Source organism: Arthrobacter sp. AIWTK1, assembly GCF_056680535.1.
This window is the reverse complement of sequence record NZ_CM155287.1, coordinates 175170-201175: the sequence shown is the minus strand read 5'-3', so window position 1 is coordinate 201175 and position 26006 is coordinate 175170. Positions and strand designations below refer to the sequence as shown.

Sequence of the window (26006 nt, the reverse complement as noted above, 5' to 3'; positions counted from 1 at the left end):
TGAGGCTTGTCCGTGCGGTTAATGCTCTTCTTTGCCTCTAGGATGGAGCCAGTGGGGAAATGAGTACTTTTGATCCTGCCGGCGGAATCGTAAAACCGGCATACTTGCAGGCAGCGGCCTGCACCTTTGAAGGGAAAACCTATGGCTCGGAGCCCTGAAGATTCGCTTAAGGCGACTCTGGGCAGAGTGGCTCCAGGCACCGCTCTGCGCGATGGCCTGGAACGCATCCTTCGCGGGCGCACGGGCGCGTTGATCGTCCTGGGCATTGACAAGACCATCGAGTCCATCTGCTCCGGCGGGTTCGACATCGGGATCGACTTCTCCCCCACGCGCCTTCGCGAGCTGGCCAAAATGGACGGCGCCATCATCTGCGACAAAGACGCCGGCAACATCCTTCGGGCCGCCGTGCAGCTGGTTCCGGACTCCAGCATCGAAACCCAGGAATCGGGCACCAGGCACCGCACTGCAGAGCGCGTGGCCATCCAGACCGGCGTTCCCGTGATCTCTGTCAGCCAGTCCATGCAGATCATCGCCCTGTACGTGAACGGGCTGCGGCACGTCCTGGAGGGCTCCGAGAAGGTCCTGGCCCGCGCCAACCAGGCGCTGGCCACCCTGGAACGCTACCGGTCCCGGCTGGACCAGGTCACCAGTTCCCTTTCGGCCCTGGAAATCGAAGCCATGGTGACTGTCCGGGACGTCGCGGTGACGCTGCAGCGCCAGGAAATGGTGCGCCGGATCTCCGAGGAAATCTCCCAGTACGTCCTTGAGCTCGGCGAGGACGGGCGCCTGCTTTCGCTCCAGCTGGATGAACTCACGGTTGGCCGGGGACCCGGCAGCGATGTGATCATCCGCGATTACGCCGGCCCGAACGCTACTCCGGAGGACATTGACGGCGCCGTCAACGCCCTGCTGAGCCTCGGCCCCACCGAACTGATCGACCTGAGCAGGATTGCCGGCATTATCGGCTTCGCGGGCGGCGTGGAGACGCTCGACGCCGTGGTGCAGCCGCGCGGTTACCGTCTCCTGTCCGGCCTGAAAGCGGTGCCAAAGGCCGTGGCGGACAGGCTTGTTGACCACTTCGGCGGGCTCCAGTACCTGATGGCAGCCACCATCGACGACCTCATGACGGTGGACGGCATCGGCGACCAGCGCGCCCGCACGGTCCGGGAGGGACTGAGCCGGATGGCCGAGGCGAGCCTGCTGGACCGCTTCCTCTAGCCCCCCATCCAGCCTAGAGAAGCTGGAAGACGGCCTTCGAGCTGGCCTTGGACCCCAGCCTGGCCACAAACATGTAATACGCGCCGCCGGCGCCGGGCTTCGCGGACACTGCGCCGCAGCCGGGAATGCTGCGGTTGCGCTGCCACGGGAAGTTGGCGGTCTCACTCTGGCCCGGAGCGATGGTCTTGACGAGGTCCCCGCTCTCAACCTGGCAGTCAACCGAGGAGAAGATCCGGTCGGAGCCGCTGGTGACGGTGTATTCCATCTGGGACGTGCCCAGGTTCACCTCGCACGCCACCTTTCCGCCGTTGGTTACTTTCAGGCTGAGCAGCGGATTCTCACCCTCCGCGTAGGCAGCCTTGTCGGTCGAAGCAGAGACGGTCACCAGGCTTTGGTCACAGGTGGGCGTGGCCGGAGTGCTGGGCGTGGCGGACGCGGACGGCGTGGCCTCCGGCTTGGCGGCCTGCCCGTCAGAACCGTTCCGGTCGGTGGAGGAAGCCTGCTCGGCCGAGCGCATGGCGCCGGATACGGCAGCAAAGCCTCCCAGCGCCACCGAGGCAACGAGAAGCAGGACCAGGCCAACGAACAGCCTGCGACGGCGGTAGACGGCCTTCAGCGGAGGCCGTCCCGCCTGCCGGCCGGGGGTGCCCTTCGGTTTCGAACCGTTCTTTCCTGAAGTGCCTTGCCTGACCATCCTTCTAGGCTAGAGAACGCCGGGCGCATTGGGGCACCACCACGCCGGGAAGCCGGACGGCTGGCCAGTATCCACTACAGTATTTGCATCGAAGCCTTAGCCGTACCCACTGCCCCGCCCCCGGCGAGTCGCCCGGCATTGCCGCCGCTTGCCGCCCTCCACGAAGCCCTTGACGCCTGGTTCGGCGCCACCGCCCGGGATCTGCCGTGGCGCGAGCCCGGGTGCTCCCCCTGGGGTGTCCTGGTCAGTGAGATCATGCTCCAGCAGACACCCGTGGTCCGGGTCCTGCCTGTCTGGGAGGACTGGCTCCGCCGCTGGCCGTCGCCGGCGCATCTGGCGGCCGAGGCCTCCGGCGAGGCTGTCCGGCACTGGGGCAGGCTTGGCTATCCGCGGCGGGCACTGCGCCTGCATGCAGCCGCCGTCGCCATTGTGGAAAAGCACGACGGCGGCGTGCCGGGCACGTACGACGAACTGCTGGAACTCCCCGGAGTGGGCAGCTACACGGCGGCCGCGGTCGCCGCGTTCGCCTTCGGCCGCCGCGAAACCGTGGTGGACACCAATATCCGCCGCGTCCATGCGCGGCTCTTTTCCGGCACTGCGCTGCCGTCACAGTCGCTGACGGCGGCCGAAATGCGGCTGGCCGCCGAGCTCTTGCCCGCCGACGTCGGACTCTCCGTCCGCTGGAACGCGGCGGTCATGGAGCTGGGGGCGCTGGCCTGCACGGCGAGGGCGCCGAAGTGCGGTGAGTGCCCGGTGCGCGGAGCGTGCGCGTGGCTGGCGGCCGGTGAGCCGCCGCCGTCGTACACGCCGAAGGGCCAGTCCTGGCACGGCACCGACCGGCAGGTCCGGGGAGCCGTCATGGCCGTCCTCCGGCTGGCGGATGCGCCGGTGGCCCCGGAGATGTTCCATCAGCCCGCCGCGGACCTTGGCTTCGAGGCGGAAGGTATCGGGGTTCCGCTGGCGGCGCTGCACCGGCTGAATTCGGCCCCGGAGCAGTTGGAGCGCGCCCTCGCAGGGCTGGTCAGCGACGGCTTGGCGGAACTGCACCCGGCCGGCCTGAGGCTACCCGCCTGACGGCGGTCCGCCATTGAAGCGAAGCGGCAGTGGCATACTGCTTGCTGACCGAAAGGGAGAACCGTGAAAACCGTGCTGTACATCATCTGGGCATTGTTCGTTGTCGCGGCGGCCGTGTCGATCACCGTGGCGATGCGGAAGGCCAAACGCCAGGAGAAGCTCGCGGCACAGTGGCCAACGGTCCAGGCGACGGTGACCGGCAGCACTGCCGGGTGGTCCAGCGCCGTTGGCTCGTCGGGGTCGCGCCACCGCCTCTACCGCCCCACCTACCGCTTCGCCGACCCGCGCGGAACCCTGTATTTCGGGGAGTCGGACGTCCCGTTCCGGTCTGAACCGGTGCCGGGCTCAACCGTGGAGGTGGCCTACAACCCGGCAGATCCGAACCAGTCCATCCACCAGGCGTCGAAGGAGAAAGCCGGCATGGGCTGCATGATCGCCTTTATTGCCGTCTTCGCTGTTGCCGCGTTCTGGTTCATCGGCATCTTTCCGGTCAGCTAGGGTCCGCGTTCGCGGGCATCCTCCCGGCTTCCTCTGGCGGCGCGCCCCCGGACGGATCTACTGTGAAGCATGCGCACCTTGGGCGTACTCCTGGTAGCGGTCACGACCTCGCTGATCCCGTCCGCGTGCCTGCCCGAGGCAGTGCCGTGCCCGGCAATAGCGCAGGCGCCGGTGGTGGCGCTGACGGTGGCGGCCAGCTACGTCCCAACCGTCGAGGCCATCCACCTGAAGGCCTGCCAGGACGGCACGTGCCGGGAAGCGGACCTTGAGCTGATGCCGGGCAGCACGGCCGTGGACCTGGGCTGCGAACCCTCGGCCGGGCCGGACGGCACGTGTTCGGCAACATCCTCGCCTGACGGCACGCTCACCGGCATGCTGATGATGGATGTCCTGACCGAATCGCGCATTGATGCCACGGCCACCGGCACCTCCACGTCGGGGGCTCCGCTGCCCGGGCGCACGCTGAGCTTCATGCCCAGGGCGGAGTACCCGTACGGAGAGCAGTGCGGAAAGTTCGTCACGGCCACCGTGCTGCTGGATGCCGACGGCCTCCGGCAGGCCCCGTAAGTCAGGGCTCCCCGAACCCAGCCTCCACCAGGCCGCCGACGTACTTCACAGCCTTGGCTGCGTCCGGCCCCCAGGCCTCGACGTGGAGGACGGACCCTTTGCCTGCACCCAGGGTCATCAGGCCGGTCATGGAAGCGCCGTCCATGCCGTTGACGGTCACCTCCGCGTCCAGGCCCGCAAGTCCGCCGGCGATCTTTGCCGCGGGCCGTGCGTGCATGCCGGCCTGGTTGACCAGCTCGAAATCGCCTGCGGCTTCGGGCGGTCCCAGGGTCTCCGCCTCGGAGGGCGCCTCCGGCGCAGGAGCACGGCGAACCGCTTCGGCAGCCTGCTTGACCCCAATGGCGTCCGCCCCCGACTGCGCGGCAACAGCTGCCGCCACCAGTCCCTCGACCAGTGGAGCATCGGCCAACAGCACAGAGTCCGGATCCGGCTGGAATTCCACGGCCGATTCAGCCGTCATCACGGCTGAGCCGAGGTCCGTGAGCACCACGATGCCGTCTTCGCCTGCCGCTTGGTCCAGGGCTGCCATGACCTTTTCGAGACTGGTGCCGATCCGGCCGTCGTCGGTACCGCCAGCCGGGAGGATCACGACGTCGGGCGCCATTTGGGCGGCCAGTTCCGCCGCCCCGTCGGCGATCTTTTCGCTATGCGACACCACCACGAGGCTGACCGTCATTCGGCCGCCCCGGCCGCGGCGCGCAGGATGAGGGCGGTGGAGACTGCCCCGGGATCCCGGTGGCCGGCGCTGCGCTCACCCAGGTAGCTGGCGCGTCCCTTGCGGGCGATGAGCGGATCAGTGGCAACTGCACCCGCCTCGGCGGCTTCCGCGGCCGCCAGGAGGACCTTGACGACGTCCCCGTCCCCCGCAGCGGCCTGCGCTGCTGCAGCGTCGACGGCGGGCGTCCACGCGTCCACCATGGTCTTGTCGCCGGATTCGGCCTTGCCCCGGGCCACAACGCCGTCGCGGGCGGCCTGGATGGCGGCGGCGAGCGCCGCGGGATCAATGTCCTCCGCGTCGCCCAGCGAGCTGGAGGCACGCAGGAAGGCGGTGCCGTAGAGGGGCCCGGCCGCTCCGCCCACCTTGGACATCAGTGCCATGGCCGTCAGCTTCAGGGCAGCTCCCGGGGTGGCGGGCGGCGCTTCGGCGAGTTTTTCCATCACTGCCTTGAAGCCGCGGTCCATGTTTTCGCCGTGATCGGAATCCCCGATGGCACGGTCCAGCTCAATCAGTTCCACCCGGTGGTCCGCCATCGCCTGCGCGGAAAGAGTCAGCCACCTTACCGCCCAGTCAACGTCCAGCCCCACGGTCAGATGCCCCAGCGCAGTGCGGCGGTGTGGACCGGGGCGTCCCAGAGGCTGGTCAGTTCGTCGTCGAGCCGAAGCACGGTGATGGAGCAGCCCTGCATCTCCAGCGAGGTGATGTAGTTGCCCACCAGGGAGCGCTCCACCGTGATGCCTTTCTCCGCGAGCACCTGCGCTGCCCGGCGGTAGACGATGTACAGCTCGCTTTGCGGCGTCCCGCCCATGCCGTTCACGAACAGGAGCACCTTGTCGCCGGAGGCTGCGCCGAGGTCGGACAGGATGGGCTCCAGGAGGCGGTCGGTAATGCCGTCGGCGTTTTCCATGGGGATCCGGTGCCGTCCTGGTTCCCCGTGGATTCCGATGCCGATTTCGATTTCGTTCTCTTCCAGGTCAAAGCTGGGCACCCCTGCGTGCGGGACCGTGCAGGCGGACAGTGCGACGCCCATGCTGCGGACGTTCTGGTTGACGCGGTCCCCGATGGCGGCGACGGCATCCAGGCCGTCCCCGCGTTCGGCTGCCGCACCGGCGATCTTCTCCACCAGGACGGTCCCGCCCACGCCGCGCCGGCCCGCCGTGTACAGCGAGTCCTCCACGGCGACGTCGTCATTGACCAGCACCGTGCGGACCTGCACGCCTTCGGCTTCCGCCATCTCGGCGGCCGTTTCGAAATTCAGGACGTCGCCGGTGTAGTTCTTGACGATGTGCACGACGCCGGCACCCGAGTTCACGGCGAGGGTCGCCGGAATGATCTGGTCAGGCGTTGGCGAGGTGAAGACGGCACCGGGCACCGCGGCGTCGAGCATTCCCAGCCCGACGAACCCGCCGTGAAGCGGTTCATGGCCGCTGCCGCCGCCGCTCACGAGGCCCACTTTCCCGGCTACCGGGGCATCCTTGCGGGTAATATACTTCGGCTCGGCACTGACGGTCACGATGTCCGCATGGGCAAGGCCGAAGCCTTCCACGGACTCGTCCACTACAGCGCGGGGATCGTTGATCAGCTTCTTCATTGGAGTGCTCCCTGGAGTGTCCTGGCGGCTTTGTCTTGACCCTACTACCGCGGCCCGGGCAGCGGTAGCGCCCTGTCGAATCGTCCGGCTACGGTCCGGCTAAGAAGGGCAAACGAAAGGGACAGCCCCCAATTGACTGTCCCTTCCTTGCCAAGCCTTGGATCCCCCGGCCACGCTCAGCGCTTCGCCCAGGAGGCCGGCAGGAAATCCGGCCACGCGGCGGCCCCAATGTGGAATGCCGACGCCTCAGCGGGCCGACCCAGGGACTCTCTACTGTTCAGTACCGTAGGAAGATCCATTTGAAACGCCGAAAAATCCGGAAAAATGGCGTACTCGCGCATTTCTGTCCTCTGAAGTGGTCTCGGGATTCGGGTGCTACCGGGCAAGCTGATGTAATTTTATACATCGATTCGATATAAGGGAAGAGTTTAGAAGTCAGACGTAATCGACGGGCCCCACGAGCGGCTAGAGGAACCTGATCATGCGGGTGTTGCCCAGGGTGTTGGGCTTGACCCGGGCGAGGTCCAGGAACTCCGCCACGCCTTCGTCATGCGAGCGCAGCAGCTCGGAATAGACCACCGGGTCCACCGCCGTCTGGTCTGCCATGACGTCGAAGCCGTGCTTCTTGAAAAAGTCCACTTCGAAGGTCAGGCAGAACACCCGGGAGACGCCCAGTGCACGGGCTTCCGCCAGGAGACTTTCCACCAGGACATGCCCCACGCCCTTGCCGCGCCACTCATCGGAGGCGGCCAGGGTGCGCACCTCGGCCAGGTCCTCCCACATGACGTGCAGGGCGCCGCAACCGATCACTTCGCCGTCAGCCGACTCCGCGATCCTGAACTCCTGCAGGCTCTCGTAGTACGCCACCGTCTCCTTGGCCATGAGGATCCTCTTGTCCGCCAGCGGGGCCACAAGGCGCTTGATGGCAGCTACGTCGCTGGTGCGGGCAGGGCGGATGCGGAAGGTCTCAGTCACAGCCCCCATCTTACGGCCGCCCCGCCTCCGGCTTGCAGGTGACTAGAGGCCCAGGTCAGCGGGCAAAGGCACGTCCTGGTCCAGCACGTTCTTTGCCAGGAAATGTTCCACCACGCCGTACCAGACCTTGGCGTGCTGCGGCTGCAGGATCCAGTGGTTCTCGTCCGGGTAGTAGAGGAAACGGTGGGGTGTCCGGCCGTCGTCATCCGCCGCGAGCTGCGACTTGGACAGCAGCTCGCACCAGAGCCGCAGTCCCTCGCCGATGGGGACGCGGTAGTCCTTGTCACCATGGATCACCAGCATGGGTGTGCTGATCTTCTCGACGTGCAGGTGGGGCGAATTCGCCAGTGCCATCTCCGCCGTCATTTCCTTCAGCCAGTACTGCGACGCGTCCGTGGTGGGGCCGAACTGGTCCAGGGCCCACAGGCTGGCGTGCGTGACGATCGCGTCGAAGCGGTCCGTCTGCCCCGCCACCCAGTTGGCCATGTAGCCGCCGAAGGAGCCGCCCATGGCTGCCGTCCGCGACGCATCAATGTCCGGGCGTTGCACCGCGGCGTCCGTAATTTCCATGAGGTCCGTATACGGCGCCTTGCCCCATTCTCCCCAGCCGCGCTGGATGTGGTCCTGGCCGTAGCCGGTGGACAGGGCGGGATCCGGCAGGAGGACGGCGTAGCCCTTGGCCACCAGCAGCCAAGGGTTCCAGCGCCACGTCCATGCGTTCCACGAGCCCAGCGGCCCGCCGTGGATCCAGAGCAGCAGCGGCGCCGGGTTCTGCGCAGAGGCGCCTTCCGGCAGGGCAAGGTAGGCGGGAACCCGGGCGCCGTCGGCGGCGGTCGCTTCGATTCGTTCCAGTGATCCCTGGATCGCCGGGCGCCCGGCTGGAGCCTGCAGCCGGATGACCTGGCCGCTCGCCAGGTCGATCCGTACCGCCTCGGGCGGATATTCGTACGAACTCCGGAGCGCGTAGGCGCTCCGCCCGTCCGGTGAAACCACGACGTCGGTGTAGGCCGCCGCGTCGCGGGTCACGCGGGTGACTTCCTCCTCGCCGGCCGTTCCGCCGGCTCCTTGCCCCGACCCCGCCGCCCCGGCGGGAGAGATCCGGAAGACCGGGGAGGCGCCGTCGTCGTCGGCCGTCACCAGGAGGGCAGAGCCGTCCGGCAACCACGCCGCCTTGATGGCCCAGCGGTCCCAGTCACGGGCCAGCGGCCGGAGGTTTGCTTCCGGCTCCCCCGGCGCGCTGACGTCCAGCAGGTGGAGCTTGACCTGCGGAGCCTGGAGCGGAGTGGTGTCGGATTCGCTGAGGACGACGAGCGTGCGGTTGTCGGGGCTCACCGGTCCGGCGAAGTAGCTCATGCCTTCCCGGTCCAGCAGGACCCTGTGCGTTGCGGTGTCCACGTCGATAGCCACCAGGACGGATCGCGAGTCCGCCTTGGCGAGGGGCTTGTCGAAGCTGGTGTAGATCGTCCTGCCATCGGGACTGACCACCGAGTCCGCATTCCGGAGCATGCCTGCCGCGTCCGGCGTCAGGTTGCGCAGCTTCAGCGGTGGGGCCACGTCAACAGTGGCCGGCTTGCCGGGATCCGGCTCGTCTCCAGGCTCCACGGCGAAGATTCGCGGCTGGTCCGGGCCCAGGTCGGCATCCCAGTAGCGCACCGGGTAGCCGCTGTGGAGGATCGCGGACACCTTGTTGTCCTTGCGGCCCTTTCGCCGCGCCTTGTCTGCTTCCTCGTCAGCGGAACCCGTCAGGATGGATGCAGTGACGAAGGTGGAACCTGCGTCCCTGGCCGTCATCACCTGGCTGATCCCGCCTGCGCGGGAAAGGACCACGCGCGCTTCGCCGCCGTCGGCGGGCAGCTGCCAGAGTGCGCTGACGGGGCGGTCCTCAGGGTTCTCGGGATCCGGGCGCGCCGAAGTGAAGTAGAGGTCACCCGTGGCGGCAAAGGCTGCGCCGGCTTCACCCTTGGCGCTGCGGGTGATCCGCCGGGCATGCTTCTCCCCGGCCGGATCCAGTTCCCACAGGGCAGTGACATACTCGGTGCCCTTGTCGTTGAGCGTGGAGACGGTGGTCACCAGGCGCTTTCCGTCGGGGCTCAACGCCAGGCCGCTCAGCCGGGGTATGGCGAGGTAGTGGTCAATGTCGTGGAAGGGGGTCGCCGGTTGTTCGCTCAGGGTCGCTGAGTCCTCAGAAGCCATGAAGAGATTCAACACCGCCTGTGCGCCGGATCACAGCACGTTCACTACTAGTGAAACGATGCTCTCAGATCCCGCCCATCCCAAGCGGAAGGCGGCGGCGTCTCAGGGTTATGCCCGCATCGCCGGGGCGCTTTGGGTCGGCGCTGTCGGCCGAGACATTTGCCGGCGCCTCGGTCGTTCCTCCCTTAGACGGCGCCTACGCAAATGCCTGACCGCCACCGCCTGCGCGGGGCCGCCCCGGCCCATCACCGAAGCGAAGGCGTCGGTGGCATTTGTGTAGCTTGCGTCAAAGCGACGAAGGAGCAGCAAGCGGCAAATGTCGCCGGTGCCAAGCTGGAGGCGGGTGACAACGCGATCCGGCCACGGGGACCCGGCGCCGAGCCAACGCTAAGGCCCGCCGACTCCTTTCGGAGCAGACGGGCCTTAGCGGTAATGCTTTAGACGCTCGGGGCGATTTCGGGGATGCGCGGCTTGGCATTCCCTTCGAAGGTGAACTTGGCGTCGTCGCCTTCGCCGTCCACATCCACTACCACGATGTCGCCCGCGTGGATCTCTCCGAAGAGGATCTTCTCGGACAGCTGGTCCTCGATCTCGCGCTGGATGGTGCGGCGCAGAGGCCGGGCACCCATGGCGGGGTCGTAACCGCGGGTGGCCAGGAGGACCTTGGCCGCCTTGGTGAGCTCGATGCCCATGTCCTTGTCCTTGAGGCGCTTCTCCAAGCGGCTCACGAACAGGTCCACGATCTCGATGATCTCGTCCTGGGTCAGCTGCGGGAACACCACAACGTCGTCAACACGGTTCAGGAACTCGGGACGGAAGTGCTGCTTGAGTTCCTCGGTGACCCGGGCGCGCATCCGGTTGTAGCCGGTCTGCGTGTCCGTGCCGGACTGGAAGCCGGTGGCAACGCTCTTGGAGATGTCCCGCGTACCGAGGTTGGTGGTCATGATGATCACGGTGTTCTTGAAGTCCACCACGCGGCCCTGGGAGTCGGTCAGGCGGCCGTCTTCCAGAATCTGCAGCAGCGAGTTGAAGAGGTCCGCGTGGGCCTTCTCCACTTCGTCGAACAGCACCACGGAGAACGGACGGCGGCGGACCTTTTCGGTCAGCTGTCCGCCTTCTTCGTAGCCTACGTAGCCCGGAGGGGCACCGAAGAGCCGCGACACCGTGTGCTTCTCGGAGTATTCGGACATGTCCAGCGTGATGAGGGCATCCTCTTCACCGAACAGGAACTCCGCGAGGGCCTTGGCGAGCTCGGTCTTGCCGACGCCGGTGGGGCCGGCGAAGATGAACGAGCCGCCCGGACGCTTGGGGTCCTTGAGGCCGGCACGGGTGCGCCGGATGGCCTGGGACAGGGCCTTGATGGCCTCGTTCTGGCCGACGACGCGCTTGTGCAGCTCGTCTTCCATCTTCAGCAGGCGCGAGGACTCTTCCTCGGTCAGCTTGAAGACCGGAATGCCGGTGGAGTTTGCCAGCACCTCGGCGATGAGATCCTCATCCACCTCGGAGATGTCGTCCATGCCGCCGGTCTTCCAGTGGCGTTCCTTCTCGGCCCGCTCGGCAATGAGCTTCTGCTCCTTGTCGCGCAGCGAGGCAGCGCCTTCGAAGTCCTGCGCGTCAATCGCAGACTCCTTCTCCATCTTGAGTTCGGCGATGCGCTCGTCCATGGCCTTCAGCTCCGGCGGGGCTGTCATCCGGCGGATGCGCAGGCGTGCGCCGGCTTCATCGATGAGGTCGATCGCCTTGTCCGGCAGGAAGCGGTCCGAGATGTAGCGTTCGGACAGGTTCGCAGCCGACGCGAGGGCGCCGTCGGTGATGGTCACCCGGTGGTGCGCCTCGTAGCGGTCACGCAGGCCCTTGAGGATCTCGATCGCGTGCGCAACCGAAGGCTCCTTGACCTGGATCGGCTGGAAGCGGCGCTCAAGGGCCGCATCCTTCTCGATGTGCTTGCGGTATTCATCCAGCGTGGTGGCACCAATGGTCTGGAGCTCGCCGCGGGCCAGCATGGGCTTCAGGATCGACGCGGCATCGATAGCGCCTTCGGCGGCACCCGCACCCACAAGGGTATGGATCTCGTCGATGAACAGGATGATGTCGCCGCGGGTGCGGATCTCCTTGAGGACCTTCTTCAGGCGCTCTTCGAAATCACCGCGGTAGCGGGAGCCAGCCACCAGGGACCCAAGGTCCAGCGTGTAAAGCTGCTTGTCCTTGATGGTCTCCGGGACGTCGCCGCGGACGATCGCCTGGGCGAGTCCTTCGACGACGGCTGTCTTGCCGACGCCGGGCTCGCCGATGAGGACGGGGTTGTTCTTGGTGCGCCGGGAAAGGACCTGCATGACGCGTTCCATTTCCTGTTCGCGTCCGATCACAGGGTCCAGCTTGTTCTCGCGCGCAGCCTGGGTCAGGTTGCGGCCGAACTGGTCCAGGACAACGGAGCCGGCGGGGGTGCCCTCCGGCTGGCCGGCGCCGACGCCTGCGCCGGTGGTCTCCTTGCCCTGGTAGCCCGAGAGCAGCTGGATCACCTGCTGGCGGACGCGGTTGAGGTCCGCTCCGAGCTTCACGAGAACCTGGGCGGCCACGCCTTCACCCTCGCGGATGAGCCCCAGCAGGATGTGCTCCGTGCCGATGTAGTTGTGGCCCAGCTGCAGGGCTTCGCGGAGCGAGAGCTCCAGCACCTTCTTGGCGCGCGGGGTGAAGGGGATGTGGCCGGACGGGGCCTGCTGGCCCTGGCCGATGATCTCCTGTACCTGCTCGCGTACGCCGTCGAGCGAAATGCTCAAGGACTCCAGAGCTTTGGCGGCAACGCCCTCACCCTCATGGATCAGACCCAAGAGGATGTGTTCGGTACCGATGTAATTGTGGTTCAGCATGCGTGCCTCTTCTTGGGCAAGCACAACTACGCGACGGGCACGGTCCGTAAATCGCTCAAACATTTCGCCACACTCCTAGCTACGACGTACTTTGATGCTACGTGGCAGACCCGGACTTGTGGAGCGTGTTCGCCACAGGGGAAACCCGGGGGCGCCTCCAGGGGTTGCCGCCACCGGGCGCCGGAGACGCAGAACCACCCTCGCCGGGTGCGAATCGCCTTTGTTGCAGGCCCGGTATCCGCCCGCGGGCCGGTCTTCCAATTGCGTGACCCGGGATGGGAAACTCGTCCCCGGGCGGTTTCCCGGCGCAATAAGCCCGGGAATATCCGTGCCGCTTTCCCCTTGCACCCTTCACTGCCGGGCCGGGTATTCAAATGGCAATGCCCCCGCCGTTTGGCAGGGGCATTGCGTTTCCACGCAAAACTGCGGCAGTGCTAGGAATTTGCCTTCTGGTAGGCTTCCTGAATTTCAGCCTGGATACGGCCGCGGCTGTTAACCGCATAGCCATTCTCCCTGGCCCACTGACGAATCTGAGCAGAGTCCTGGTTACGGCCGCCTGAGACCTTGGTACGGGTGGCGCGGCCGGTGGACGTCTTGCGGGCGCTTGAAACAAACCGCTCCACGGAGGAGCGGAGTTCTGCAGCATTGGCAGCCGACAGGTCAATTTCGTAACTGACGCCGTCAAGGCCAAATCGGACAGTTTCGTCCGCGGTTCCCCCATCCAGATCATCGACAAGGATGATTTTCACTTTCTGTGCCATATAAATTCTCTCTTTTGGAAAGGACGGGTATGCAGAAAAGCAGGATGTATCTGTAAAAAGTATCCCCCGGTTTATGGCAACGCGTCAAAGCCGCAAAAGGTTCCTGTGAATGGTGGGCAGGAATATGCAGGGAGTATTAGTTTGTGCCGTTGCCGTTGCCGGCATTCGTTCCGGTATTCGGCGCGCCATTCGTTCCGTGATTGGATTCGGCCGCGCCGGCATCGGCCTCGGCCTGGGCGCGCGCCTCGGCCTGGCGCTCCGACTTGTCGGCGTTGAAGATCGACTTCATGGCAAACCAGAACAGCAAGCCGACAACGAGGGACGGCAGGAGGACTGCTACGTACTCCATGGTCAGTGTCCCTCGGGCTTCAGCAGCGGGAAGAGGATGGTCTCGCGAATGCCGGCACCGGTGAACAGCATGACCAGGCGGTCGATGCCCAGCCCGATTCCGCCCATGGGCGGAGCACCGTACTCCAGAGCGCGGAGGAAATCTTCGTCCAGCTGCATGGCTTCGACATCTCCGGCGGCTGCGTGCATGGACTGTTCGGTGAGGCGTTCACGCTGGATCACCGGGTCGATGAGCTCGGAGAAGGCCGTGCCGCGTTCCATGCCGCCGATGATCAGGTCCCAGGCTTCAATCAGGCGGTCGTCGTTGCGGTGCTGGCGTGCGAGCGGCTGCGCGGAGGGCGGGTAGTCGTAAACGAAGGTGGGGTTCAGCAGTGTGGGCTCCACGAGTTCGCCGAACAGTTCAACCGCCAGCTTTTCGGCATCCCACTTCGGGTCCACCTTGACGTCGTGCTTGGCCGCCACTGCCCGCAGTTCCTCCACGGTGGTGTCCGGCGTGATTTCCTTGCCCACGGCGTCGGAAAGTCCGGGGTAGACGGCCAGCCATGTCCATTCGCCGTCGAGGTTGATCTCGCCGGCTTCCGTCTGGATGGTGCGGCCCACACCGGCGGCGTCAGCGGCGTCGAGGATGATCTCCTTGATGCGGTCCGCCATGACGAACTGGTCCGCCCAGGCTTCGTAGCATTCCAGCGTGGTGAACTCCGGGCTGTGCGTGGAGTCCACGCCTTCGTTGCGGAACACCCGCCCCATGTCGTACACGCGGTCGATGCCGCCCACCACGGCGCGCTTGAGGTACAGCTCGGTGGCGATGCGCAGCGTCATCTTCTGGTCGAAGGCGTTCATGTGGGTCTCGAACGGCCGGGCCAGGGCACCGCCGTGGACCAGCTGGAGCATGGGGGTTTCCACCTCGACGTAGTTGCGGCGGTGCAGGCTTTCCCGGATGGAACGGGTGATCGCGGCACGGGTGTAGACCATCTCGCGGGCCTCATCGCGGACCATCAGGTCCACGTAGCGCTGGCGGACGCGGGTTTCCTCGTTGAGGCCGGCGTGCAGCACCGGCAGCGGGCGCAGGGCCTTCGACGCCATGGTCCAGGAATCGGCCATCACGGACAGTTCACCGCGGCGGGAGGAAATGACCTCGCCCTTGATGTGGACGTGGTCGCCCAGGTCAACCAGGGCCTTCCATTCGGCCAGGGACTCCTCACCCAGGTTGGCCAGGCTCAGCATGGCCTGCAGGCGGGTGCCCTTGCCGTCCGTGCCGCCTTCCTGGAGAGTGGCGAAGCAGAGCTTGCCGGTGTTCCGGATAAACACGATGCGGCCGGTGACGCCCACGATGTCACCCGTGGTCTCATCGGCCTCGAGGTGCGAATACTTCTCACGGATTTCGCTCAGGGAATGCGTGCGTTCAACACCCACCGGATAGGCCTCGACGCCGCGTTCAATCAGCTTGGCGCGCTTCTCCATACGGATGCGCATCTGCTCGCTGGCGTCCGCCGGTTCGGCAGCATTGGTCGGGGTGGGGGTGTTTTGGGAAGTCACAGTCCCTAAGTTTACCGGGAGTTCCCCGGCACGTTATCCGGCTGGCCATGATCCCCCTCACCACGGAGGACGCCACGGGGAGGGGAATAGACTCGTGGCTGTGGAAACTCGGACGATCAGGACGGACGACGGCGACGGGCACCTTCAGGTGCACTCCTTCAGTCCCGCTGCCGGCCCGGCCCTGCCAGCGGCAGGAGGCGGTCCGGACGGCCGCGCGGGCGGCTTCCCGGACGGCGCTGCGCAACCCGGCGTCGTCGTCGTTCACGGAACCTTGGTGACCGACGCGCTCTACCGGCCGTTCGCGATGAAGATCGCGCGCCTGCTGGGGCGCCCCGTGCATACCTATAACCGCCGCGGCCGCGGCGGTTCTTCGGGCCAGCTCGAAGACTATTCGGCGGCGACTGAAGTCAACGACCTCCGCACCATCATGCGGGACACCGGTTCCACGGACGTGGTGGCCCACAGCTACGGCGGATTCGTGGCACTGCAGGCGGCCAGGACGGAGCCCATCCGGCGGCTCGTGACGTACGACGCCGCGGTTTCCCTGTCCGGCAGCCTCAGCCGGCGCTGGCGGCCGGAACTTGAGCACTCCATGGCGGCGGGACAGCTGGACCACGCGTGGGCGCACCTGGTCCAAGGCCTGGAAACTGCGGGGCCGGTCTCCAAGCTCCCGCTCGGCGCCCTGCGCATGCTCAGCATCCTGTCCGCCCGGACCCGCCTTGGCGCTGAAATGCGGCAGCTGCTGCCCACCGCGGTGGCCGAAATGCGGGCTGTGCTGGACGCCGATGCGGAACTTGCGGACTTCGCCGGCGTCACCACACCCACCCTGATGCTCAGCGGAGGCTGGAGCCCGGCGTACTTCGCCGAGACCGGCCGCCAGCTCGCCGCGGCAGTCCCGTCGATCGACTTCGCGCTCGTCCCCGGGCAACTGCACGAAGGACCGCTCCGGCCCGGGCACCGCCTGGCCCTGACCACAGCGCGCTTCCTGGCCAACGACGCCGGCCTGCGGTTCCAGCGCATCCGGACTGCAGGGAACCCCCTGGGCAACCGTTTAGGATGGGCCCGTGAAGGGAACCCGCGAACCTGAGGGAACAGTAAAGCAGCAGGCCATCACCACGCACGACGGCGGGCGGCTGGCTTTGTACACATACGGAACCGCGGACGCGCCCGGCGAGCGCCGGGTTGTGGTGATCGGCGGAGCCTTCCTCACGGCGCTGATCTACCGGCCGTTTTCCGAGGCCCTGTCCAAAGGACTGGGCGAAGGCTGGGCGGTGGACGTCTACGACCGGCGCGGCCGCGGCGATTCCACGCCGCAACCGGAGGACTACTCGATGGCCACCGAGATCGCCGATGTCCGCACCATCATGGACGCCACCGGCGCCCGCAACCTCTTCGGGCACAGCCTGGGCGGCTCCGTTGCCCTCAACGCGGTCCAGGAGTTCACCGGCACTGTGCACCAGCCGGACAAGCTTGCGGTCTATGACGCGGCAATAAATATCGACGGCAGCGTGGACACGTCCTGGCTGGACGATTTCAAACGCTCAGTCAACGACGGAAACGTCCCGCACGCCCTGGCCAAGCTCAAGAAAGGCATGCAGCCCGGCACGGCGATGGCCAGGATTCCGGAGCCCGTCCTCGCCGGGCTGATGGCGCTCGTTTCGCGGACCAAGGTGAACCGGCTCTTCAAGGAGCTCATGCCCAGCGGCGTAGGCGAACTCAAGGCGGTGTTCGATGAAGCCGACCACGTCCGCGATTTCGCCGTCCTGCCGCCGAACACCCGGTTCATGGTGGGCGCCAAAAGCCCCCGGTACTACAAGGTGACAGCGGAACTGCTGCACCGCGCGGTCCCCGGAAGCGCTCTCCAGATTTCACCCAAGTGCGTCCATGCCTCCATCCCCGCGGCAGTCAAGGAACTGGTCCAGGACATCTCCGAGTATTACAAGGGCTGACGCACCCTTGGCGGCGCGAAGCTGCTGCGCGGTTCCTGCCACCCCGGGTAGGCTCGGAACATGACGCGCGAGAACATCACAACACCCGACGGCGGAACGCTGGAGCTTTACACCACGGGAGCCGAGCTGGCCTCGGCGGGCTCGGGCGTCGTCGTCGTTCAGGCTTCAATGGTCACTGCCGCTGACTACACGCGCTTTGCCCAGAAACTAAGTGCTTCGCTGGGCCGGCCGGTGCACACGTTCAACCGACGGGGACGGGGTGAATCGTCACCGCAGCCGGACGACTACATGCTCGACGTTGACATCCGCGACCTGGATACCGTGATGAAGCACACGGCCAGCACGGACGTCTTCGGCCACAGCTTCGGCGGCGCCGTGGCGCTCCACGCCGCACGTACGCTTCCGGTGGAACGGCTGGCTGTCTACGACCCCGCCGTCTCCGTGAACCACAGCGTCAAGGCCGACTGGATCGCCGAATACGAACGTGCCAACGCGGTCGGCGACGACGACCGCGCCCTCGCCGTGCTGGTCAGGGCACTTGAGACGGGCGGCGCCCTGTCCTCGCGGATGCCCCTCTCCATGCTGACGCTTGCCAACAAGCTCACCGCCGGAACGCCGGTCGGCAAGCAGCAGCGCGAGCTGATGAAGACCGGGGTGCGGGAGATCAAGGCGATCATCGCGGCGGACATGCCGGCTGAGCCGTTCCTGGCTTTGCCGCTGGAGACCCTCATTATCGTGGGCGAAAAGAGCCCGGCGTACTTCGGGATCGCGTGCGGCCAGATCCACGACGTCCTGTCCGGTTCGAGCTACACCATCCTGCCCGGAGCCGGCCACGACGGCGTCAACCGCGCGCCGGACAAGCTAATCACCGAACTCAGCGAGTTCTTCGCCGGCTGACCCTTCGCAACGGCACCTAGTGCCGCACAGACAGCGCGAACGGACACTTGGAGCCCCTCCGGAGAGGGCCGCAAGTGTCCGTTCGCGCTTAAAGGGTTAGTGGGCTGCGGGCACCGGGTGTTCCGCGCCGGCGGTCTTGCGCATCATTGCCGAGAGCACGACGGCGGCCACGGCTATGACGGCGGCCGTCAGGAACGCCGCGTGCATGCCGGCGACGACGCCTGACCCGGCGGACACGACGGCGTAGATCGAGACCAGGAGCGCGGTTCCGGCGGCACCGGCCACCTGCTGGAGCGTGCTCATGATGGCCGATCCATGCGAGTAGAGGTGCGGCGGCAGCGGGTTGAGCCCGGTGGTGAAGGCAGGCGTGAACAGGAGCGCCAGGCCCAGGCTGAGGACCACGTGCAGCGCCACAATCCACCACACGGCCGTTTCCTCGTTCAGCATGGAGAACTGCCAGAGGGACAGCACCATCATGACGGAACCGGTGACGGTCAGCGGCAACGGGCCCACCTTGTCGAAGAGGCGGCCGATGAACGGCCCAAGGAGCCCCATGGCCAGGCCGCCGGGCAGCAGCACCAGGCCGGTCTCCAGGGACTTCAGGCCGCGGATTTCCTGCAGGTACAGCGGGAGCAGGATGACGGCGCCGAACAGGGCGATCATGGCCACCACCAGGAGCAGCACGGACACGGTGAACATGCGGAAGTTGAAGGCGCGCAGGTCCAGCAGGGGGCCGTCGGACCTCTGCAGTTTCAGCTGGCGGAAGACAAATGCCGTCATGGCCACCAGGCCTATGGCGAGCGCGGCCACCGCTGCGGTGCCGGGACCGCTTTGTCCGCCGTGGCCTCCGCCGATCTGGCTGAGGCCGTACACCAGTCCGCCGAAGGCGGGAACGGTCAGCAGCACGGACAGGATGTCCAGCCGGGTCTTCTCGGTTTCGCCGATGTTGGTGAGGTAGCGGGCCCCGATGGCGAAGGCAGCCAGGGCGATGGGCAGGACGAACACGAACATGAAGCGCCAGGTGAAGTGTTCCAGGATCAGCCCGGACACGGTGGGGCCCATGGCCGGTGCTACTGAAATGGCGATGCTCACGTTGCCCATGACGGCGCCGCGCCGTTCGATCGGCACCAGCGTCAGGATGGTGGTCATCAGGAGCGGAAGCATGATGGCCGTGCCGCCGGCCTGGACAATGCGGGCCAGCAGGAGGACTTCGAATCCCGGAGCCAGCGCGGCCAGGAGCGTGCCGCCCGAAAACAGTCCCATGGCCAGCATAAAGACGGCCCTGGTGGACAGCCGCTGCAGGATGAACCCGGTGGTGGGGATGACCACGGCCATGGTGAGCATGAAGCCCGTGGACAGCCACTGCACCGTGGGCGCGTCAACACCGAGGTCCACCATCAGCCGCTGCAGCGCGACGTTCATGATGGTTTCGTTCAGGATCACCACGAAGGTGGCAACGAGCAGCGTGACGATGATGGTGACCGACTCGCGGGACATCTTCACCGGCCCGGCCGCCGGGACCGCCTCAGTCGCCGCAGCGGCAGGGCCCACGGGATCGCCGTGGGCGTTGGAAGAGACGTCTGTAGACATGGGGATTCCCTCAGGGAGATGTGAAGTGGTTTCCGGCGAGCATCGTCGCCGCAGATTCCAACAGTCTATCTCCCGGGGTAATTCCCGTCACTGGAAAAAATCCTGTCCCGGCCGGGAAGTCCGGCGGCTCAGGAGCTCAGCGGCACGTTGTCAATCAGCCGGACCGGCCCCACCTTGGCCGCGATGATAGCCAGGCCTTCACCGCGGAACGGCGTCTCCCTGCAGTTCTCAGCCAGGGGCTCCAGGGTCTCCGGGTCCACCACGTCGAAGTAATCCAGACCCACCAGGGGCTGGGACTCCACCAGGGCCTGGGCGGATTCCAGGTCCAGCGGTTCGTGGGCATTGGCGCGCTCTTCGAGGAGGCGCAGCGCCCGGGACAGCACCAGGGCGGCCTCGCGTTCCTCGCCGGACAGGAACCTGTTCCGGCTGCTCAACGCCAGCCCGTCAGCGGAACGGACCGTGGGAACCGCCACGATCTCCACGGGAAAGTTCAGGTCCGCCACCATGCGCCGCACCAGGGTGAGCTGCTGGGCGTCCTTCTGGCCGAAGTAGGCGCGGTACGCCGGCAGGCCCGCACCGGTGCCGGTCACGAAGGCGCCTCCCGCGGGCAGCCCGGTCCCCGGAATTCCGTAGTGCAGCAGCTTGGCCACCACCGTGAGTGCGCCGTCGAAGTGGCCGGGGCGGGACGCGCCTTCCCATTTCTCTGCCAGACGGCCCGCCGTCACCCGGACCAGGGGCTCGCCGCCCGGATAGACCTCCTCAACGGAGGGTGCGAACACCAGGTCCACGCCCTCGGCGTCCAGGAGCTCCATGTCCGCTTCGAGGGTCCGGGGGTAGCGGTCCAGGTCCACGGCCTCGCCGAACTGCAGCGGATTGACGAAGATGCTGGCCACCACTACGTCGTTGTGTTCGACGGCGGTGCGGGCCAGCCTGGCATGGCCCTCGTGCAGGGCTCCCATGGTGGGAACGAGGCCCTGCGACGAGCCCTGTTTCTCCGTCAGCAGCCGTGCGCTTTCGGCCCGCAGCTGCGCCGCGGTGGTCACGAGTTTGATCGCCAAGTCAGTTTCCTCCAGTGGCCTGCGGGCCGTCGTTGTCCTCACCGTCGTTGTCAACGCCGTCCAGGGCTTTCCGGATCGCATCCAGCTGGTCCGGCTTCAGCAGCCCCCGGCTCCCGGCGCGGCGCGCGGTGGCCCGTGCCATCGCCAGGTAGGCCTCCAGAATATCGCCGCCGGCGCCGGCGTCGTGTTCCCGCAGGGCCTCCGCGTGCGCAGCAACCGTGCCGGCATCGCCCCGTGCCACCGGACCGGTCAGGGCCGACTCCCCGGAAGCAAGGGCATTCTCCAGCGTTGCCCGCAGCAGCGGGCCCAGCATGCGCTCGGGGGTTTCGACGCCCACTTCGCGCAGCAGCTGCGAGGCCTGGGCAACGAGGGTCACCAGGTGGTTCGAACCGTGCGCCAGGGCCGCGTGGTACTGGGTGCGGTCGCCTTCCGCGATGACCACGGGTTCGGCGCCCATCTCCACCACCAGCGCCTGCGCGATGGGCAGCATCGCAGCGTCCGCCGTGACCCCGAACGTGCAGTCCAGCAGCCGGGTGAGGTCCAGGCTCATTCCGGTGAAGGTCATAGCGGGGTGCAGCGCGAGCGGGACGGCGCCGGCCGCCCGAACCGGGTGCAGGATACCCACGCCGAAGCGGCCCGAGGTGTGGGCCACAAGCTGCCCGGGCTGCCACGCGCCCAGCTTGGCGAGGCCTTCCACGAGCCCGCCGAGGGCGTCGTCCGGGACGGCCAGCAGCACCAGCTCGGACCGTTCCACGATGTCCTGCACGTCGAGTACCGGCACGCCGGGCAGCAGGGTTTCGGCGCGTTCCCGGCTTGCGTCCGAGACCGCGGAAACCCCGACGACGGCGTGCTCGGCAGCGCGGAGCGCCGCGCCGAGCACTGCGCCCACCTTTCCTGCGCCGATGATACCGACGCCGAGGCGTCCTGGCTTAGCCATGGTGCGGGCCTTCCTGGTGGTTCTGGGCGTGATCGGGCGTGTGCCGGTGATCGAGCTTGTCGGGATCCTTGGTTTCGACGGGCTCAACCACCGTGGCGGGGGCGACCTGCGTGAGCCATTGCTCGCTGGTCTGGCGTTTGCGGGCTTCCCGGGCGCGGGCGGCCTGGGCGTCAAACAGGTCGCGGGCCTCGTCCAGTCCGGCCTGGATGACGCGCGGTGACACCGGGCCGGCCGTGGTGTGCAGCACCAGGTCCGCCACCCGGAAGCGTCTCGCCAGCGGCCCCTGGTGCAGGGCCATCGATTGCGTGCGCTGGTGCGGAACCACCACCAGCTCGCGCCACAGGCGGCCGGAACGGATCAGCAGTGCAGTGTCCGTGGCGGTGAACCCGTTGCGGCGCCAGCCCAGCGGCGCCAACAGGCGCACGCGGCGCGGGCTGGTGAGGAACCCGCCGTCGGGCGCTTCTTCGGAGATCACCCCGTGCTGAGACGGACCGGCCGGAGACGGAGCGGCCGGAGGGAGTCCGGCCGGGGCCATACCGGTCAGGCCGGCCGTAAAGACGCGTGCCGGGTCGGGCGTTCCCGGGTCCGGGAGCACCAGCGAGAGCATCCGCATGACGTCGGCCAGGCCACCTACGGGGAGAAGCATGGTGCGCGACGCACCTTCACCGTTGCTCCCCGGGCCGCCGTAGCCGGCCACATTCACCTGCATCCGGTACCAGCCGAAGATCCGCCACAGCGGCGGCTGCGTTACTTTCACGGCCTGGATCCTGCCCGGCGGCAGGGTCTGCGCCTGCGTGTCCAGCAGCCCGTACCGGAGCCGGATCCCGTCCGGCGAAATGGCCGCAGTGAAGTTGTAGCCCTTGTTGAATGATCCCCAGTAGGCGGCGGCCATGCCCAGGACCGCCGGGATCAGGTAAAAGTAGATTTGGCGGCTTTCAGTGACGGCGGACAGCACCACCGACGCTGCCGCGCCAAGGACCAGGAAGAAGCTCTGCTCGCTGAGCAGCAGCGAACCGACCAACCGCGACGGCGGCACGGACAGGACGGCGTATTCGGGCGCCTCCGGCAGGGCTGCTTCGGGTTGCCCGGGCTCGGGCACGAGCCCGGCAGCCCGGGCCAGGATGGTGGCCCGCAGCTGGCGGGCATCGTCAATGCGGAGGTAGGCGAGGCGCACGGCTGATTCGCCGGCGTCGGCCACCTCGAACTTGAGTTCGGCCAGGCCGAAGATCCTTGCCAGGAGCGGCTGCACGATGTCGATGGCCTGCACCCGGTCCAGGCGGGCCTGGCGCTGCTGCTTGAACAGGAATCCTGTGTTGACCCGGACGTAGCCCTCGGCCACCTGGTACCTGGTGAAGTACCACGTGGTGATGAACCCCAGGACGGCCAGCAGAAGGATCAGTCCGCCGCCGGCGACAAGGAACGGCACGCGCCCGGTATACATGTCGTCCAAGAGCGGGCGGCCCTGCAGGAGGCGCTCAAAGGAATCGCGGCCGAAGAAGAAACCGATGGCGGCAAGCGCCACCCATCCCCGGATGAACGGCGACGCGGGGTGGACCCGCAGCCACTCGCCGCCGGGCTTTCCGGAAACCTGCCCGTCAGTGCCGGGAGCCGGCCCGGTACCGGCGCTGCCGGGTGTCAGAGCGCTGTCAGGGGTCACAGCCCGGCCAGACGTGCAGCGCCCCGGGCGGACAGCTGCTCGCGGAGCCGCGCCCCCTCGTCGGCCGGCAGGCCGGGAATTTCAGCGTTGGTTCCGGCCGAGGCAGTGTGCAGCTTTAGCGTGCACAGGCCGAGTCCGCGTTCCACGGGGCCAACTCCGATGTCCACGTACTGCATCCGGCCGTAGGGAACCACCAGGGTGCGCTGGAAGAAGATGCCGCTGCGGATCAGGAGGTCGTCGTCCCGCTCGGCATAGCCGATGGCCCGCACCTGGCGGGGAATCAGCAGCAGCCGCCAGACGGCCAGCAGCAGGGTGACCGCCGGGACGGTGATGGCCAGCCAGAGCGGAACCCACTCCCACCAGCCCGCCAGCCTGAACACGAGCGGCAGCGACAGCAGCGCCACGGCTATGAGGTTCCCGAACGCCCATTCCACCAGTCGGACCGTCACGTATTTGGGCGAGACCCGGAGCCAGGAAATCCCCGGCGGATCAATCGCCTCGGTAGGCATATTCGCCTTCCCCTTTGGGCTTGCGGGCGCCCCGTCCCGGCGTTCCCGTGGCCCCGTCGGCGTCACCGTCTTCGGGCGGAATCCGGCAGAAGCGTTCCACGACCAGGCCCACGATGATCATGGCCAGGCCTCCGCCTGCCATCGACGCGGCCAGCCAGGTGATCCCCTGGTCGCTGCGCAGGTTCCAGAGCCTCAGCAGGTCCAGGAAGATTCCCGCGTGCCAGCCCAGCAGCACCGTTCCGGTGTACGCGCAGGCCTGGGCGAGGACAAGGGTCCATGCGGCCAGGATGGGGTTCAGCATTTTCTTTTTCTTGCCGTTCCGCCAGCGCAGGACGCGGATCCCCAGCACCAGCGTGAGCACCACGATCACGCCCATGGTCACCAGGCCGGTCTGCGGAAGCACCGGGGTGGCCAGGCCGTAGCGGGTGGTCATGACAGTCGCGAACCAGCCGGCAATGGCCAGGATCAGCCCCACGACGATCAGCAGGAATGGATTGACGGGTTTCACGGCCTACTCCACTGCTCCCGCGGTGGGAAGGCCGTCGAAGTCCCCGAAACCGTCGAAGGGGGAAAGATCCGGGAAGTCCGCGGCCCTGGCAGCCAGTTCGCCCACCCGCACGCCGTTGAGCTCGGCCGAGGGGTCGATGAGCGACCACGGGTACAGCACAAATGCACGCTCGGCGGCACGGGGATGCGGCAGGGTCAGTGCGGGATCCGAACTCACCAGGTCGCCGTAGGTGATGATGTCAACGTCCAGGGTCCGCGGACCCCACCTGACTTCGCGCACCCGGTGGTGCTTGTTTTCCACGGACTGGCAATGGCGCAGCAGCTCCGACGGTGGCAGCGACGTTTCCACTGTGATCACCATGTTCAGGAAGTCCGGCTGGCCCTCAGGTCCGCCGACGGCCTTGGTCTGCACCACCGGGGAAACCGCGATCAGCCGCACTTCGGGCCGGTCCACCAGGTCGGCAACGGCGCTGGACAGGGTGTCGTTCCGCTCCCCCAGGTTGCTGCCGAGAGCCAGTACCGCGCGGACATAAGGGTTGTTCGAGTACGGGGGGTTCATGACCGCCGCCGATGCACGCTGACGGAGACGTCGCCGAACTCCACCTCAATGGGGGCCTTGGGCTTGTGCACCGTGATGTCCACGGCGGCCAGCGGGAATTCCTGCAGCAGGTCTTCCGCGATGCGGACGGCCAGGGCCTCGATCAGGTTGAGCGGGTCGCCGGTGATCCAGTGCTTGATGCGTTCGGCCACCTCGCCGTAATGCGCGGTGTCCAGGACATCGTCCGAGGCGGCGGCCTTGGTGAAATCCAGGTGCAGAACGGCATCGACGATGAACGGCTGGCCGTTGCGGCGTTCGAAATCGAACACCCCGTGATGGCCGACGGCGGTAACACCGCTCAGCGTGATTGTGTCCATGATGGCTGCCTAGTTGGTGGGACTGGAGTGGCCGAGCGGCCCGGCGGACAGGCGTGCGGCAACCTTGACGGCGTCAAGGCTGGGTCCGACGTCGTGCACGCGCACTGCCCAGGCGCCGCGGGCGGCGCTGATGGCTGTGATCGCGGCAGTCGCATGGTCCCGCTCCCCCGGAGCGGCGGCCTTGCCCGCAACGGTCAGCAACGTACCCAGGAAGCGCTTGCGGGACGCTCCCACCAAAATCCTGTGGCCAAGCGCCTCCAGCGGACCCATGTTCCGCAGGAGCTCCCAGTTCTGGACATCGTTCTTGGAGAAGCCCAGGCCCGGGTCCACGATGATCTGTTCCGGCGACACCCCGGCGGCATACAGTTTGTCCCGCACGCCCACCAGTTCAGCGGCGACGTCCTCCGCCACGTTGCCGTAGTCCGTGAGCGAGTTCATGGTCTTGGCGTCGCCGCGGCGGTGGGTCAGCACGTACGGGGCGCCGGTGCGGGCGGCCAATTCGGCCATCTCCGGCTCCATCGTCAGCCCGGACACGTCGTTGATGATGGTGGCGCCGGCCTTGAGCGCAGCGGCAGCCGTTGAAGCATGGGTGGTGTCAATGCTGACCAGGGCACCGGCCTTGACCATGGCCTCGACCACCGGCAGCACACGGCGCTGTTCCTCTTCGGGGCTGACTTCCTCGGCACCGGGCCGCGTGGACTCGCCGCCGACGTCGATGATGTCGGCGCCCGCGTAGAACATCCGGAGGCCGGCCGCGATGGCGGTGTCCGGCGTCGGGTGCGAGCCGCCGTCGCTAAAGGAATCCGGGGTGACGTTCAGGATACCCATCACCAGCGTGCGGTCCGTGGGGAGATCTTCAAACTTGGCTGCCGGCCGCGGTTTGCGCAGGATGGGCAATGGGCTTGTTGCGGGTCCGGTTCCAGGGGCTGCAGCTAAGGAGTCCATAG

At 67.0% G+C, this 26006-nt stretch carries 26 protein-coding genes; 7 read left to right on the top strand and 19 right to left on the bottom strand.

The window, feature by feature from the left end; translation table 11 throughout:
• The first annotated feature begins 141 nt into the window (after positions 1 to 141).
• A complete protein-coding gene (gene disA / locus AC1MDG_RS01015; protein ID WP_479806910.1) occupies positions 142 to 1218 on the top strand; it encodes a DNA integrity scanning diadenylate cyclase DisA in 1077 nt (358 codons plus the stop codon).
• A 13-nt stretch (positions 1219 to 1231) separates the two neighbouring features.
• Here the strand turns inward: disA and AC1MDG_RS01010 are convergent, their stop codons facing one another.
• Positions 1232 to 1912 (bottom strand): hypothetical protein, encoded by a 681-nt coding sequence (locus AC1MDG_RS01010; protein WP_479806908.1) that lies wholly within the window; start codon positions 1910 to 1912, stop codon positions 1232 to 1234.
• A 255-nt stretch (positions 1913 to 2167) separates the two neighbouring features.
• Here AC1MDG_RS01010 and AC1MDG_RS01005 point away from each other — a divergent pair, with 255 nt between their 5' ends.
• From AC1MDG_RS01005 to AC1MDG_RS00995, 3 genes are all read left to right on the top strand, one after another.
• Positions 2168 to 2986, top strand: a complete 819-nt coding sequence (locus AC1MDG_RS01005; RefSeq protein ID WP_479808992.1) for an HhH-GPD family protein — start codon at positions 2168 to 2170, stop codon at positions 2984 to 2986.
• Between the two features lie 63 nt (positions 2987 to 3049).
• On the top strand, positions 3050 to 3484 hold the full coding sequence (locus AC1MDG_RS01000) for a DUF3592 domain-containing protein (RefSeq protein ID WP_479806906.1): 435 nt from the start codon (positions 3050 to 3052) through the stop codon (positions 3482 to 3484).
• A gap of 69 nt (positions 3485 to 3553) precedes the next feature.
• Positions 3554 to 4051, top strand: a complete 498-nt coding sequence (locus AC1MDG_RS00995; protein ID WP_479806904.1) for a hypothetical protein — start codon at positions 3554 to 3556, stop codon at positions 4049 to 4051.
• Position 4052: 1 nt separating this feature from the next.
• Here AC1MDG_RS00995 and dhaM read toward each other — a convergent pair whose 3' ends face one another.
• From dhaM to lysS, 9 genes are all read right to left on the bottom strand, one after another.
• On the bottom strand, positions 4053 to 4727 hold the full coding sequence (gene dhaM / locus AC1MDG_RS00990) for a dihydroxyacetone kinase phosphoryl donor subunit DhaM (RefSeq protein WP_043476817.1): 675 nt from the start codon (positions 4725 to 4727) through the stop codon (positions 4053 to 4055).
• The gene (gene dhaL, locus AC1MDG_RS00985) at positions 4724 to 5356 is read right to left on the bottom strand and encodes a dihydroxyacetone kinase subunit DhaL (RefSeq protein ID WP_479806902.1); all 633 of its coding nucleotides are present in this window, start codon (positions 5354 to 5356) and stop codon (positions 4724 to 4726) included. Before dhaL ends, dhaM begins: the two co-directional genes overlap by 4 nt.
• A gap of 2 nt (positions 5357 to 5358) precedes the next feature.
• Positions 5359 to 6360, bottom strand: a complete 1002-nt coding sequence (dhaK, locus tag AC1MDG_RS00980; protein ID WP_479806900.1) for a dihydroxyacetone kinase subunit DhaK — start codon at positions 6358 to 6360, stop codon at positions 5359 to 5361.
• A gap of 465 nt (positions 6361 to 6825) precedes the next feature.
• Positions 6826 to 7344, bottom strand: a complete 519-nt coding sequence (locus tag AC1MDG_RS00975; protein WP_479806898.1) for an amino-acid N-acetyltransferase — start codon at positions 7342 to 7344, stop codon at positions 6826 to 6828.
• A 33-nt stretch (positions 7345 to 7377) separates the two neighbouring features.
• Complete coding sequence (locus AC1MDG_RS00970) at positions 7378 to 9528, bottom strand: S9 family peptidase (RefSeq protein ID WP_479806897.1); 2151 nt, start codon at positions 9526 to 9528, stop codon at positions 7378 to 7380.
• 437 nt (positions 9529 to 9965) lie between these two features.
• Complete coding sequence (locus tag AC1MDG_RS00965) at positions 9966 to 12458, bottom strand: ATP-dependent Clp protease ATP-binding subunit (RefSeq protein ID WP_011690039.1); 2493 nt, start codon at positions 12456 to 12458, stop codon at positions 9966 to 9968.
• A 371-nt stretch (positions 12459 to 12829) separates the two neighbouring features.
• Entirely contained in the window at positions 12830 to 13156 is a 327-nt protein-coding gene (locus AC1MDG_RS00960) for a histone-like nucleoid-structuring protein Lsr2 (protein ID WP_011690038.1), read from the bottom strand.
• Positions 13157 to 13292: 136 nt separating this feature from the next.
• Positions 13293 to 13505, bottom strand: coding sequence for a hypothetical protein (locus AC1MDG_RS00955; protein ID WP_479806896.1), 213 nt, complete (start codon positions 13503 to 13505; stop codon positions 13293 to 13295).
• 2 nt (positions 13506 to 13507) lie between these two features.
• Positions 13508 to 15040, bottom strand: coding sequence for a lysine--tRNA ligase (gene lysS / locus AC1MDG_RS00950; RefSeq protein ID WP_479806895.1), 1533 nt, complete (start codon positions 15038 to 15040; stop codon positions 13508 to 13510).
• A 100-nt stretch (positions 15041 to 15140) separates the two neighbouring features.
• On the opposite strand from lysS, the gene AC1MDG_RS00945 reads away from it, so the two are divergent.
• From AC1MDG_RS00945 to AC1MDG_RS00935, 3 genes are read left to right on the top strand one after another with little or no spacing between them, the layout of a single operon-like run.
• On the top strand, positions 15141 to 16127 hold the full coding sequence (locus AC1MDG_RS00945) for an alpha/beta fold hydrolase (RefSeq protein ID WP_479806894.1): 987 nt from the start codon (positions 15141 to 15143) through the stop codon (positions 16125 to 16127).
• Positions 16105 to 16989, top strand: a complete 885-nt coding sequence (locus AC1MDG_RS00940) for an alpha/beta hydrolase (protein WP_479806893.1) — start codon at positions 16105 to 16107, stop codon at positions 16987 to 16989. The genes AC1MDG_RS00945 and AC1MDG_RS00940 overlap by 23 nt, the downstream gene beginning before the upstream one ends.
• Positions 16990 to 17049: 60 nt before the next feature.
• Entirely contained in the window at positions 17050 to 17886 is an 837-nt protein-coding gene (locus AC1MDG_RS00935; RefSeq protein ID WP_479806892.1) for an alpha/beta fold hydrolase, read from the top strand.
• Between the two features lie 96 nt (positions 17887 to 17982).
• On the opposite strand, the gene AC1MDG_RS00930 is transcribed toward AC1MDG_RS00935, so the two are convergent.
• From AC1MDG_RS00930 to folP, 9 genes are all read right to left on the bottom strand, one after another.
• On the bottom strand, positions 17983 to 19476 hold the full coding sequence (locus AC1MDG_RS00930) for an MDR family MFS transporter (RefSeq protein ID WP_479806891.1): 1494 nt from the start codon (positions 19474 to 19476) through the stop codon (positions 17983 to 17985).
• A 128-nt stretch (positions 19477 to 19604) separates the two neighbouring features.
• Positions 19605 to 20534 (bottom strand): 4-phosphopantoate--beta-alanine ligase, encoded by a 930-nt coding sequence (locus tag AC1MDG_RS00925; protein WP_043476791.1) that lies wholly within the window; start codon positions 20532 to 20534, stop codon positions 19605 to 19607.
• A gap of 1 nt (position 20535) precedes the next feature.
• Entirely contained in the window at positions 20536 to 21471 is a 936-nt protein-coding gene (locus AC1MDG_RS00920; RefSeq protein ID WP_479806890.1) for a Rossmann-like and DUF2520 domain-containing protein, read from the bottom strand.
• The gene (locus AC1MDG_RS00915) at positions 21464 to 23128 is read right to left on the bottom strand and encodes a PH domain-containing protein (protein ID WP_479806889.1); all 1665 of its coding nucleotides are present in this window, start codon (positions 23126 to 23128) and stop codon (positions 21464 to 21466) included. The genes AC1MDG_RS00920 and AC1MDG_RS00915 overlap by 8 nt, the downstream gene beginning before the upstream one ends.
• Positions 23125 to 23637 (bottom strand): PH domain-containing protein, encoded by a 513-nt coding sequence (locus tag AC1MDG_RS00910; protein ID WP_479806888.1) that lies wholly within the window; start codon positions 23635 to 23637, stop codon positions 23125 to 23127. The genes AC1MDG_RS00915 and AC1MDG_RS00910 overlap by 4 nt, the downstream gene beginning before the upstream one ends.
• Entirely contained in the window at positions 23618 to 24145 is a 528-nt protein-coding gene (locus AC1MDG_RS00905) for a DUF3180 domain-containing protein (RefSeq protein ID WP_479806887.1), read from the bottom strand. Before AC1MDG_RS00905 ends, AC1MDG_RS00910 begins: the two co-directional genes overlap by 20 nt.
• A 3-nt stretch (positions 24146 to 24148) precedes the next feature.
• Positions 24149 to 24703 carry a 2-amino-4-hydroxy-6-hydroxymethyldihydropteridine diphosphokinase gene (gene folK, locus AC1MDG_RS00900; protein WP_043476777.1) on the bottom strand — a complete coding sequence of 185 codons (555 nt, stop codon included), beginning with the start codon at positions 24701 to 24703 and terminating at the stop codon, positions 24149 to 24151.
• A complete protein-coding gene (gene folB, locus AC1MDG_RS00895) occupies positions 24700 to 25059 on the bottom strand; it encodes a dihydroneopterin aldolase (protein WP_043476775.1) in 360 nt (119 codons plus the stop codon). Before folB ends, folK begins: the two co-directional genes overlap by 4 nt.
• A gap of 9 nt (positions 25060 to 25068) precedes the next feature.
• A complete protein-coding gene (gene folP, locus AC1MDG_RS00890; RefSeq protein WP_479806886.1) occupies positions 25069 to 26004 on the bottom strand; it encodes a dihydropteroate synthase in 936 nt (311 codons plus the stop codon).
• Between the last annotated feature and the right edge of the window lie 2 nt (positions 26005 to 26006).